Below are 13,302 nucleotides of genomic sequence, written 5' to 3'. Positions count from 1 at the left end.
TTTTGTAAAGAAAAAAGGAACTATCTCTTTATATCTATAGTTACTTTCGACGGGCATCTATATGATACACAATAGTTTTTGACAAAGCTAATACTTTATTATCTACAACAATATTTTTGACTTCTAACTCAAACTTTAACTTGTGTCCTAAATCTACGTATAGCCCTTTTTCCTTTGGTTCAAACAACAATCTTAATTTCTTTTCTCGACCATCTACTATTTTTTGATTAACTTCTATATCTTTTGATCTTAGCATAACTTCAATACCTGTTTGGTTCTCTGTTAACCATTTATCAAACTCCATGCTAAAACTCGTATAACCACTGAGCCCAACTAATTCTTCATTGGATTCTATAATCGGGGACAACGGAAATGCATCAAAGAATATACTATTTCCATTAATTTCAAAATTCACTTCTTCATTTTGAAAAGTATTAAGTAAACTAACGTATTGACCATTAATACTTTCTATTGAAACTCGGTCCATAATGGTCAAATCACTTGTATCTGATGTACTGCATCCTAATGCACTAAATAACAGCACACTTAATAACCCAATTGTTAGTTTACTTATTAATACTTTTCTTAACACCATAGTTAACGAACTATTATTACAAACTACTTTCCTTTTCAGCTTGTACTATATAAATCCATGATGTTGAAAATCTTGCATCACAATTCAAACTTTTTTTTTAAAAAAAAATAACACAAACATAAATACAATTGTAAATCAAATAGTTAGCAAATAAAATATTTTTATAAATCATATACTTTTTTATATTTAATCACTTTACTTCTCCTTGATTAGCATACTAAATCCTATTGCAATAAGTTGTACAATAGTCAAAACCAGCAGAACGATACCAAAAGCATGTGAGTAATCACTTTTGTGAGCTACTATAAAAAAGACACTACCTATGGCCGCTACTCCAAAGGCTGAACCTATTTGAAGAGCACTATTAATCAACCCAGAAGCTAAACCTGCAAAGGCTGAAGGCACACCTTTCAAACTTAATCTTACAACTGAAGCTAAAGTTAGCCCCATTCCACATCCTATAATCAAAAGAGAAATACGCAGTAAAACAGAAGAAAAGCAATAGAGATTAAACAACATCAAAGCAAATCCCAATGCATAAGTACATAGACCAATTATAAGCGCCTTGCTCTTAAAATAAGTATTGAGGTGACTTGAAACTAAGGATGAACATAAAAAGCCTATACCAAAGGGAATTATGGCTTTACCTGCTTCTATTGTGCCCCACCCTAATTCTTCTTGTAAGTAAATACCAAATGCTAAGTAGAAAACTCCACTACAATAATATAAGAAACAGACTATGATACCATATTTCAAATTGCTGTACTTAAAAACTGACAAGTCTATTAAAACACTCCTCTCTTGCTGTTTGCGCTTTCTTTGGAGCTTAACAAATAGAACAAGTAGCATAATAGACAAAATAAAATACATTGCAGTAGTAAGGGTAAAACCAGTATTGGACAAGGTTACTAAGGGATATATACCTATAATTAATCCAACAACTAAAACAATAGAACCAAGTGAATCAATAGAGCTAACTCCTTGATTTATTTCTGATTTTGGAAGAGTAAATAGTCCTGCCATAAAAGCTAATAAACCAATTGGAAGATTAATAAGAAAGATAATCCTCCATCCCAAGTTAAATAGATTCCACTGTATCAACACGGCTCCTAAATACTGACCAAATGCAGCAGCAAGACCAAATGTAAAACTGTACAATGCCATTACTTTTGTCTTTTGTTTGTCCTGGAAAATCACGTGAAGAATTGCCAAAACTTGAGGAATCATAATAGCTCCAAAAACTCCTTGCAATATCCTTCCTATAATCATCATAGTAGTACTAATTGCTAAGCCACATACCACAGAAGACAGTATAAAACCCAGTAAACCAAATAAGAACACTCGCTTTTTGCCAAATATATCACCTATCCTTGCTCCTGATATCTGAAAAACGGCATAAGCACACGTATAAAAAGAGATAATCATTTGCAGTTGACTATTGTTTGCTTCTAATGATTTTCCAATAGCTGGTAGGGCCAAGTTAACAATATAAAAGTCTAAAGGCGATAAAATAGTTGCCATTAACAAGATAAATAGAGCAAACCATTTGTTGCTAAAAATTTTACGTAACGTCATTTCATTATTTTTTAATCTTGTAAATTTCCCTATTCTACTTAGTAGCATTACAACGTTAAAAGACATTTAAATAACCCTAACGGTTATTTATAAATTACTTAACCGATTTAAAGCAACAGAAAGCTAAAGCAATATATAGCTGTACATTCTACTTTTAATTAAGGGACTATTAACAGGCTGTTTTCTTGTATTGCAGAAAATTTATGTAACTTTTGACTTTAAAAACCACAATACTATGAATGTTATACTAAGCGAAATAAAGAATCACATTGGCATTATAACCCTAAACTCAGAGCGTACCTTAAATTCCCTATCCTTAGAAATGGTAGAAGGTATCTTAGCACTACTCGACAAGTGGAAACAGGACGACTCAATCAAAAGTGTATTTTTACAAGGTAGCGGTGAGAAGGCTTTCTGTGCTGGAGGAGATATCCGCCAGATGAGAGAAGCTATTATTGAACAACAAAAGATAGATCCTACTCAAGTACCACAAAAATGCGCAGACTTTTTTGAGAAAGAGTACTTGCTGGATTATACTATTCACACTTATGCAAAACCAATTATAGTTTGGGGAGATGGTATTGTAATGGGAGGTGGATTAGGTTTACTGGCTGGAGCTTCACATAGAATTGTGACAGAGAGAAGTAAACTGGCTATGCCTGAGATAACCATCGGTCTATACCCTGATGTGGGGGCATCTTATTTCTTAAATCAAATGCCTTCTGCCTATGGACTTTACCTTGGAATGACGGGAACGCGATTTGACGGGGCAGATGCTTTATTCTTAAACCTTGCTGATTACCATATAGATGCTGCCCACAAGCAGGCTCTATTGCAAGATTTGACTCAACTTTCTTGGAGTAACACACCTGCTGAGGATATTGATCTGCTTTTGCAAAAGCATTCGTCTAAAGACATCCCTACTTCTCAAGCTCAAGAAAATGAATCTATCATTCGAGAATTTGAATCAGTCAAAGATACTTTAGCTTTCAGTGATCTTATCCAAAAACACGCCTGTGACAATACGTGGGTAAATGCTGGATACCAAATATTCAAATCAGGCTCACCAAGCTCTGCTTTTGTCATTTTTAAACAAATAAAAGACAACAATGGTAAGTCCTTAGAACAAGCATTTAAATCAGAGTTAAATCTATCTTGCCAATGCAGTATACATCCCGACTTTCCAGAAGGAGTCCGCGCTTTATTGATAGATAAAGACCTTTCTCCAAAATGGCAGCCGAGTTCATTAGATAAAGTTTCTCCTGAATGGGTAGAGAGTTATTTTACCCCTTTATGGTTAGAAAACGAACACCCTTTTAAGGATTTAGGAAAATAATCCAATTAAAATCCCCTTTTACAGTATGTAGTATACATATTGCAAAAGGGGATTTATATATTTTGTGCTTGTTTGAGCTACTTATTTAATATTCAAGTGTTTTAGAATTTGTGGTAGTTGTTCTTTATAAGTATCAATATTCCACTCCTGACCAAGCATGGTAGACATATATTCCTCTATGGTCTGTGTAATACCCATTTGCTTTCTCAATTCATTAATTTTACCAATATCCTCTATAGGCCACAATAAGATTTCTCCCTTTTCTATACTGACAACTTGCGTTCCATAGATTTGTTTTCGACCTTCATACATAGCTATTCTATCAGCCATTGTCGCATAATCTTTGGCATCTACCTTACCCTTTTTTAAAGCGTCAGCAATCATTGTTTGATACTTTTGTTGTACAGTTAAATCGGCGTGTTGAATCACAAGAAAAAGTGTTTTATTCGCTTTATATCCGATCTGATCTGCACCAAGCCATCCGTGCTTTACCAAAATAGCCTCCACTTCTTGTAAATTTGCTTGATCAATCTTTTTCATTTCATCACTTACGGCTTTGAGCTCATTGCTGTAATTACCGTGAATACTTTGGGTTTGATTATATTGCTTACGAATAGATTGATCGCGGTCAAAGATTGTTTCCAATTGACTAATTATACTCGCGTAAGGACTGTTCTTCTTGATATCTTGTTCTTTTAAATTTTGGACAAATAATTTCCACTCGTCAAGTTGATGCAAACTTTCGAAATCTGGAATAAATTCAATAAACTCAATTAGCTTAGCATCTACTGCCTTAGCACTTGTATAGGCATTGAGGTAAAGCATCGCTTTTTCTTTATCACCTAACTTAGCATAGACCCGTGCGATCTCAAAATTGTAATCTTTTGACTTTGTACGCACCAATAAGTCTTGAAATAAAGGCAAAGCTTCTTGATATCTCTCTTGATTGAATAAGTCACCCGCTTTAGCCTTTACAGTCATAATAGACTCTTGAGCATACAAGCTCATCATAGAGAAAAAACACAAAGCTGTAAGTCGTTTTTTTGTATTTAATAACATAAGGAGAATTTTACAATTATAAGGTTCTACTTAATTAACCTCTGCCAATTTATATACCATAGTTTCCATCATGGCATCTATATCAACTTCAATTAATGCGTCTAATGAATGATAATTAGTACTTAAATTACTGAACTCTTTAGTGGAATCAGTCAGTATATACTGACCTAATTGTGTAGATAAATAAATCATCACAATATGAAATAATTTAATCATAGTCCGTGTTTATTAAAAATAGTTAGGTGAATACTTACATCTTATAACTATTTGGCATACACTTTAGTATAAATCAAATCACAAACCACTACTTTTTTAACAAACAATTAAGTTATATACTATCAAAAGCATTCAATACTGCAATAAATTGGTTTACAGCTTCTTGTGTTGTAGCCCAAGAAGTAATCAATCGAACAACTGCTAATTCCTCATCAACTTCTTGCCAAATGTAAAAATCAAAATCGCGTTGTAAGACACTGATTAACTTCTTGGGAAGAATTGGAAAAAGCTGATTCGTTGTCGAATCACCTGCGAAAGAATATCCTTTGTTGCCAATGGCCTCTTTTAAGCGGTATGCCATCGAGTTAGCATGCGCAGCAAGTGTAAAGTATAGCGAATCTGTAAACAGTTCCATAAACTGTATTCCAATTAACCTACCTTTGGCTAATAGCGCTCCTTTTTGTTTTAAGTTGTAATCGAAATATTCAGCCAGAGTAGCATTGCTAAAAACGACTGCCTCTCCTAAGAGTGCTCCATTTTTAGTAGCTCCAATATAAAATACATCAACCAAGCTTGCCACATCTGCCAAAGTTAAATCGTTATTCTCTGCTGTTAAAGCATGTCCTAAACGCGCACCATCCATGAACAAATAGATACCATGGTGACGACAACACACAGATAGTTCTTCGAGTTCAGATTTGGTATAAATAGAACCAGTCTCAGTCGAATTTGATATGTAAACTACTTTGGGCTCAACCACATGGGGTCTAAGTGAAAACTGCTTTAGAGTCTGCTCTATAGCAGCGGCAGTCAGTTTACCTGTATTCGTTTGAACAGGGACAACTTTGTGTCCAGTTGCTTCAATTGCACCTGTTTCGTTTGCATAAATATGTCCTGTTTGTGCGCTAATCACTGCTTGATGATTCAGCAAAACACTCGAGATAACAAGTAAATTAGTCTGTGTACCTCCCGAGAGAAAGTATATCTCTGCTTGGGGTAAATTCGTTTGTTCTCTTAATAACTTCTTTGCTTGAAGTGTGAAACTATCCTCTCCATACCCATGTTCCTGCGTTAAATTAGTTTGTACCAATCGCTCGAGAATCTTTGGATGACATCCCTCCGCATAATCATTTTTAAAACTGTACATAGCTGTTAAATATTTTACCGGCTATAAGCCTATAGATACAGCTAATATAAGGCCTATTTAATCAAACAAGTCACAATATTATATAAAAAAAAGTAAGGCCATACTACCTTACTTTTCGAACTAATATATCTTAATCTTACTTCTTATCCAGAACAGCAGGAGTGAGTAAAATTGTTTTATCATCTAATTTACCGTGAACGAGATAGTTTTCATTCACCTTTCTAATCACACTCACTTTTAATTTTTCATAATCGCCTTGTTTACCTTTTACCCAAACGTACTTTTGGTTATCTTGCTCAACAATAGCTTGTATAGGAACTTCAACGACCTCTTTGTACACAAGGGTAATAATCCCTTCGACTTTTTCTTCCTTAAGGTAAAAGCCTTCTAACGAGGTAGGAATAGGTATAGAAATACTTTCTGTATCTTCACTTTCCTCAACTTCTAACTTACTTGCTAAATCAGCGTCTTTTACTTGATAAGTTGATCCACCATACTTAATCGATAATTGCTTGCTAATATAACTTGTTTTGGTAGGCTTAAAACTCTCCATATCATCACGGTTGAGCTTAGCAGTAAGTGTATACGGCAAAATATAGGTCAAGATATGCCCTTTAGCTACCTCTCCTCCTAAAGCTACAGATATCATATCAACTACTCCGTCATAAGGAGCATAGACATTCTCAAGTAATGCCTCATTTTGCAACTCGACAGAATCCAATGCTTGTTTGGCAAGTGTGATAGCCTGAGTCAAAATATCTCTTCTGGAATTAAAATTAACTCGCTGTGCATCATCGACAAAGTCACCTTTCTCAACTCTTTCATTGACAAGTTTGAGTTCTTCTTCTAACTCGTCTATTCGACTTGTAGCTTTCTCTAATCGACTTGTAGAGGATTCTCTTTCAATCTCAAATAGCAATTGCCCTTTCTTTACAAACTGTTTATTCTTGACAAGTACTTTAATTATGGACCCTCTAAACTTAGATTGTATAGTTGTTTTAGCCCCTACAGTAATATCAGCTTCAAAAGAATTTGAAAAGGTCTTATCTGCTGTATGTAAAACAGCCGTTTCTTCAGCAATAGCAGTTGTGTCTGTCTCGCCAACATGCTTGGTTTTATGACCATAAATACCAACTCCTATAAGAAAAATGACAGTAATTATTGTCATTATGTATTGCTGTTTCTTCATGTTTATCTTATAAATCAAATCTTTATCTAAAAGAGTACAAATATAATGAAGTGTTTTTTATTTTTAATAAAAACAATTTGGCTCAGGCATTTGTCCATAAAAAAACCAGGGTTTCCCCTGGTCTTTTCCCCAATCAAAAAAATCCAAAAATAACTTATTAATGGCCTCCCATCGCACGGTATAATTCTACCAAAGAAACTAAATAGTTACGCTTTAATTCAGCGTAATTTAAGTTTGCTTGTAATGCTAAGGATTGAGCATTAATAACTTCTAAATAAGAAGCTTTGTCAATTTCGAACATATATTTAGTATTTGTTAGAGAAGTGTTTAATACTTCTACACGCTTATTCATAAGCGCTTCTTTATTCTCTAACTTATCTATTTTAACCAATGTGTTTTGCACATCTGTATAACCTGTGATTACAGCATTTTTGAATGCAATAGCTGCCTTTTCTCTTTCCACTACTGCTACTTGATAAGCAGTTCTCAATTTCTTTTGATTGAAAAGCGGTTGAACTAAACCACCTGCTACCATACCAAACAAAGAAGCAGGAGTTTTGAACCAATCCGATGCTTCAAAACTATTTAATCCACCTTGAGCAGTAATCGTAAGGCTTGGATACATCTGACCTTGAGCAGCTCCAACTTTCGCATTCATCGCTTTAAGTTGATATTCGGCAATTTGAATATCTGGACGATTACTTAAAAAATCCACAGGTACTCCTTTGTTGAGATCAGTCGCAAAGTTCAGATCCTTTAAAGTTTTGGTTCTTGCAATCGCCTGTGGATAGTTATTCAAAAGTAAATTCAATCCATTTTCTTGTAGTGCTATTTCTTGCTCGATTGACGGAATTAATTCCTTCGATTCAATCCATTGCGCTTCTGCTTGTTGTACGGCAAGAATTGTTTCATTACCTACTTCAAACATTTTCTTTGTCAAAAGGTAAGTACTCTCTCGCAATCCAACTCCTTCTTGTGCAATCTTTAGCTGCTCATCTAACATCAAAAGGTTAATGTAAGCTGTAGTGACTTCAGATACTAAGTTATTCTCGATTGCTCGCTTTACCTCCTCTGTTTGCAATAGAGAAGCTAATGCCGCCTCTTTCTCTCTGCGTATTTTTCCCCAAACATCAAGTTCCCATGACAAATTCAAACTGGCATTAAAGTCATCATTTACACGATCAGCTCCACTTGCTGCAAGCTGACTATTCTTTGAAGATTCCATTCTACTGGCTGCTACATTAGCCGTTAATTCTGGTAACAAAGCTAACTTCGATTGTGTGTACAACAACCTTGTTTGCTCAATATTCTTAATAGCAATCTGCAAATCTGCATTTCTCTCTAAAGCAGTTTGAATCAAGAAGTCTAATTCTTCATTTTGAAAATACTCCTGCCAAGAGACTTTTGCTAACTTATTTGCAATCGTATCGGTATTTTGAGCAGTTTCTTTTGAAAACTGCTCTGGAACTTCAACTGTTGGTCTTTCATAGTTCTTACCTACTTTACATGCTGTAAGTAAACTCGAACCAATCAATATATATACAATTTTTTTCATTTGAATATCGTTTTTATACTTGCCTATCACGGCTTATGCTTCTTGATCTTCAACAAATCTTGGACCTGATATCTTTTCCTGTAAGTACTGGAAGAGAACGTATAATACTGGAATAATAAAAATACCCAATACCACACCTAAAACCATTCCTCCTGCTGTACCCACACTGATAGAGTGGTTACCTTCTGCTGATGGTCCTTGAACAAACATTAAGGGTACTAAACCTGCAACAAAGGCAAATGAAGTCATTAAGATTGGTCTTAGACGCAAACGAGCTGCTTCTATAGCTGAATCAACAATTGAGTATCCTAATCCGCGACGTTGTACAGCAAATTCTACAATTAGAATCGCGTTCTTGGCCAGAAGTCCGATTAACATGATAAGTCCTACCTGTACATAAATATTATTGGAAATTCCGACAAAGCCAATTGCTAAGAATACTCCAATTATACCAACTGGCAAGGATAACAACACTGCTAATGGTAGAATATAACTCTCATACTGAGCCGCAAGAATGAAATACACAAATAAGATTGACAAAGCGAATATAAATACCATTTGTCCTCCAGATTCTTTTTCTTCTTTACTCAATCCCTTCCATTCAATACCATAACCTGCTGGTAATTTCTCTGCCGCTACTTGCTCTACTTTTGCCATTGCTTGTCCTGTACTAATACCAGGAGCTACAATACCATTGACACTAATCGCATTGAATAGATTATGTCGGCTAATAGCTTGTGGTCCATACGTTTTTTCCAACTTAGCAAACGAACTTAACGGGATCATCTTACCGTCTTTTCCGTGTAAAAACAATGTTTTAAATGATTGCTCATCTGCTCTAAACATCGCATCTCCTTGCATAAATACCTTAAACTGTTTTCCAAAACGGTTAAAGTCATTTACTTGAGCACTACCATAGAACAATTGTATTGTATTGAGTAAATCTCCTACTTCTACACCATACATCTTTGCCTTAATAGGATCAACTTGAATAGTGTACTGAGGGAAGTCTGCTTTAAACATCGTGAAGGCAGCTGCGACCTCTTCTGTTGCACTTAAATCTGCATTAAACTGATTCACAACTTCCGCAAATTCTGGAATGCTTCCTCCTCGTCTATCTTGAACTACAAGTTCTAATCCATCGAAATCACCAAATCCAGGTACTGTCGGAATAGCAAAAACAAAGAAATCTCCTTCCTTAATAGTCGTTAAACTACCGTTGATAATTTCAAGAAGTTTATTGATATCTTGTTCTTCACCGCGCTGTGTACGCTCTTTAAACTTAATGAATCCCATTGCATAAGCTGGACTGGCAGCATTCCCCAAGATATTAAATCCAGAAATACTCGTCACTGTTTCAATAGCAGGGTTCTGACGTATAACTTCTACTCCTTCTTCTAAGGTCTTCTTCGTTCTATCAATACTTGAACCTGGAGGAAGAGATAATGCAAACATGGCAAAACCTTGGTCCTCATTTGGAATAAATCCCTTTGGTGTAGTATTCATTAAAAATACAGTCAGTACGATTGAACCCATTAGAATACCTATACTAACAACCTTATTTCTGATAAAGAACGATACTCCATTGATATACTTATTAGTCATCGCTGTAAACCCAGCGTTAAAAGAACGGAAGAAACGCGTCTTGAATCCTTGTTTGTTTTGCTCTGGAGCATGTTCCAAATTGTGGTGTTGATTCTTTAACAATAACGCACACAAGGCTGGACTCAAAGTCAAGGCATTAACAGCAGAGATCAAAATAGCTATCGCCAAGGTGAATGCAAACTGCTGGTAGAATAACCCCACTGCACCTTCCATGAAACCTACAGGGAAGAATACCGCAGACATTACAAGCGTAATTGAAATAATAGCTCCTGTAATTTCACTCATTGCCTTTGTCGTAGCCGCTTTGGCATCAAGCCCTTCGTGCTCCATTGTACTGTGGACGGCTTCCACCACTACAATGGCATCATCCACAACAATACCTATGGCCAGTACCAGAGCAAACAGTGTCAACATATTAATCGAGAAACCAAGAAGGTTTAAGAAAAAGAATGTTCCTATCAGGGATACTGGTACCGCAATTGCCGGAATAAGTGTAGAACGAAAATCTTGTAAGAAAATATATACGATAATAAACACCAAGATAAAAGCCTCAATTAAAGTAGTCTTAACTTGATTAATAGATTCATCTAATTGTGTTTTATTGGCAAAAGTTACATTATATCGCAATCCTTTTGGCAATTGTGGTGTTAACTCATCTAACACTTTATATACTTCCTCTTGAATTTGGTTCGCGTTTGATCCTTTAGTTTGAAATACCGCTAAAGTTGTTGCAGGTAATCCATTAATTGCCGTTTCCTCATCGTATGAAATAGAACCAAACTCAATACGTGCAATATCTTTTAGATAAAGTACATTTCCACTTTCATCTGCTTGAATAACAATCTTTTCAAATTGCTCTGGTGTATTGTATTTCCCTGGATAGGTTAACGTATATTGAACAGAACCTCCTGCATTTTGTCCAAGGTTACCAGCGGCAACCTCCTTACTTTGACTTGCAATAGCAGCTGCTACATTATCAGGTGTCAAACCTCTATTAGCCATTTTATGTGGATCAAGCCACACGCGCATAGCATATTCTTTTTCCCCAAAAGTCTGAACGTTACCAACCCCTTTAATACGCTTTAAAGCACGTACAAGGTTAATACGTGCATAGTTCTGCACGAATGTTTCATCATATAGTTCCGCATCTTCACTAATAAGATCCACAACCATAATCATTCCTCTTTGTTCCTTTTGAGTAATTACCCCAGCTTTTACAACTTCCTCCGGTAAAATACCCATTACTTGAGCAACGCGGTTTTGCACGTTTACTGCTGCCTGGTCAGGGTCTGTTTCTAAAGTAAAGTAAACATTAATCGCTGCAGTACCATCGTTACTGGCTGTCGACTCGATATGAGTCATATTCTCTACCCCGTTAATTACCTCCTCTAATGGAGTAATTACCGATTTTAAAACTGTTTCAGAGTTACCTCCTGGGTAATTTGCCATTACCGTTACACTTGGTGGTGCAATATCCGGGAACTGTGCAATAGGTAACTGCATTAATCCAACCCCTCCAAGAATTACCAGGATAACAGAGATTACAGTTGCTAAAACAGGTCTATGTATTATCTTTTTAAGCATAATCTTCTTAATTCTAATTTATAATTCTATTGACAGTATTAATTAGACGCAGTTTGTTGTTGCTCTAATACTTTTACTGCCGCACCATCTTGTAATTTATCTACTGCCGTTGCAGCAATTACTTCTCCTGCTTCTACACCACTCTCAACAAAGTACGTATGTAAATCTCTACCTAGAATTTTTAATTGTCGTTGCTCTACTGTATTCTCTTTTGTTAGTACAAACACAAACACTTTTTCTTGCAAATCAATAGTCGCTGAAATAGGCACTTGAATTGCATCTTTATGAACTACATTCAAGTAAACAATTCCCGTTGCCCCATTGCGTAGTACACGGTCTGGATTTGGAAACGTAGCGCGAACAGTCAAAGCATTTGTTACTTTGTCAAACTCCCCATTGATTACATCTACTTTACCATTTTGACCATATTTATCCCCATTGGATAATTCTAATTCAACTGGAATCTTCAATACATTCTCCGCACTTCCATTCTCTTTAATCAGATCATAGTAATCAGCCTCACCAATTGAAAAGTAAGCATACATTTGAGAGATATCTGAAAGTGTAGTTAGCGGCAATGGCTCTCCTGCTGCTACAAGGTTCCCTACACGCTTATTGATTCTTCCAAGAAAACCATCTACAGGAGCCTTTACTGTCGTATAACTTAAATTTAATCTTGCCTCGTTAACAGCTGCTTGTGCCTGACTTACAACTGCTTTTGCATTATCTAAAGCTGCATCAGCCGATTGAAGTTGTATAGGTGATACAAATGAATTCTCAAGTAATGAAGCTACTTTATTGCGCTCTAACTCCGCCGTAACTAAAGCTGCTTTTGCCGCTTTCAATGTAGCTTCTGTATTTTGTAGTTGAATGCGATATGGCTCTGAATCTATCAAGATTAAAGCTTGTCCTTTTTTGACAAATGATCCTTCTTCAACTAATATTTTCTCTATATATCCAGCTGCTTGAGCTCTAACCTCAACATTAACTTTACCTTCCAATGCTGCTGTGTACTTTTGAACAACAGTAGCATCCTGTTTTTTAATCAATGTCGTCTTAACCTCAGGTGTCATATCAAATCCACCTGCATCAGCTTGTTTATTACAACTTACAGTTAATAATGTTGTCCCAAGTAACAATCCTCCAATAATCAAAAACTTTACGGTTCTATAAATTTTTCTCATTATTTATCTTTTTTACAAGTACAAAAGTCTACAATAACTATGCAGTTTTTTGAGATATTAATTTGAAACGTAAAAATTAACGACTGAAACGTAAAATGAAGTCGCTAATCTGAATTTTATTGGGAATTCTATTGGGTAAATAAATTACTAAGAATGAAAGCTATAGAGCCGATGAAGTTATGAACTAAACAATCTACCAAGTCTGTATTTTACAAAAAGAGAAGAGCTATCACTCATTGAATTTATCAAACCTGAAA

Annotated in this window: 10 protein-coding genes; 1 reads left to right on the top strand and 9 read right to left on the bottom strand. The window is 35.5% G+C overall.

The window, feature by feature from the left end; translation table 11 throughout:
• Window positions 1-40: 40 nt before the first annotated feature.
• Complete coding sequence (locus NWE55_RS14615) at window positions 41-595, bottom strand: hypothetical protein (RefSeq protein WP_155092252.1); 555 nt, start codon at window positions 593-595, stop codon at window positions 41-43.
• Window positions 596-790: 195 nt separating this feature from the next.
• The gene (locus NWE55_RS14610) at window positions 791-2,170 is read right to left on the bottom strand and encodes an MFS transporter (protein ID WP_258204339.1); all 1,380 of its coding nucleotides are present in this window, start codon (window positions 2,168-2,170) and stop codon (window positions 791-793) included.
• A gap of 235 nt (window positions 2,171-2,405) precedes the next feature.
• Here NWE55_RS14610 and NWE55_RS14605 point away from each other — a divergent pair, with 235 nt between their 5' ends.
• The gene (locus NWE55_RS14605; RefSeq protein WP_258204338.1) at window positions 2,406-3,506 is read left to right on the top strand and encodes an enoyl-CoA hydratase/isomerase family protein; all 1,101 of its coding nucleotides are present in this window, start codon (window positions 2,406-2,408) and stop codon (window positions 3,504-3,506) included.
• Window positions 3,507-3,587: 81 nt separating this feature from the next.
• On the opposite strand, the gene NWE55_RS14600 is transcribed toward NWE55_RS14605, so the two are convergent.
• The 7 genes from NWE55_RS14600 to NWE55_RS14570 all read right to left on the bottom strand — a co-directional run bounded on the left by NWE55_RS14600 (window position 3,588) and on the right by NWE55_RS14570 (window position 13,045).
• The gene (locus tag NWE55_RS14600) at window positions 3,588-4,565 is read right to left on the bottom strand and encodes a tetratricopeptide repeat protein (RefSeq protein ID WP_258204337.1); all 978 of its coding nucleotides are present in this window, start codon (window positions 4,563-4,565) and stop codon (window positions 3,588-3,590) included.
• A 30-nt stretch (window positions 4,566-4,595) separates the two neighbouring features.
• Window positions 4,596-4,781 carry a hypothetical protein gene (locus NWE55_RS14595; RefSeq protein WP_258204336.1) on the bottom strand — a complete coding sequence of 62 codons (186 nt, stop codon included), beginning with the start codon at window positions 4,779-4,781 and terminating at the stop codon, window positions 4,596-4,598.
• Between the two features lie 112 nt (window positions 4,782-4,893).
• On the bottom strand, window positions 4,894-5,928 hold the full coding sequence (locus tag NWE55_RS14590) for a threonine aldolase family protein (RefSeq protein ID WP_258204335.1): 1,035 nt from the start codon (window positions 5,926-5,928) through the stop codon (window positions 4,894-4,896).
• A gap of 136 nt (window positions 5,929-6,064) precedes the next feature.
• Window positions 6,065-7,096 carry an efflux RND transporter periplasmic adaptor subunit gene (locus NWE55_RS14585; RefSeq protein ID WP_258204334.1) on the bottom strand — a complete coding sequence of 344 codons (1,032 nt, stop codon included), beginning with the start codon at window positions 7,094-7,096 and terminating at the stop codon, window positions 6,065-6,067.
• A 178-nt stretch (window positions 7,097-7,274) separates the two neighbouring features.
• Window positions 7,275-8,672: an efflux transporter outer membrane subunit gene (locus NWE55_RS14580; RefSeq protein WP_258204333.1), complete on the bottom strand. Its 1,398-nt coding sequence runs from the start codon at window positions 8,670-8,672 to the stop codon at window positions 7,275-7,277.
• A 33-nt stretch (window positions 8,673-8,705) separates the two neighbouring features.
• Window positions 8,706-11,861, bottom strand: coding sequence for an efflux RND transporter permease subunit (locus NWE55_RS14575; protein WP_258204332.1), 3,156 nt, complete (start codon window positions 11,859-11,861; stop codon window positions 8,706-8,708).
• A gap of 38 nt (window positions 11,862-11,899) precedes the next feature.
• Window positions 11,900-13,045 (bottom strand): efflux RND transporter periplasmic adaptor subunit, encoded by a 1,146-nt coding sequence (locus NWE55_RS14570; RefSeq protein WP_155092244.1) that lies wholly within the window; start codon window positions 13,043-13,045, stop codon window positions 11,900-11,902.
• Between the last annotated feature and the right edge of the window lie 257 nt (window positions 13,046-13,302).

The sequence above is a fragment of the Myroides albus genome, from assembly GCF_024722315.1.
GTDB lineage: Bacteria > Bacteroidota > Bacteroidia > Flavobacteriales > Flavobacteriaceae > Flavobacterium > Flavobacterium album_A.
This window is presented reverse-complemented; position numbering and strand designations above follow the sequence as displayed.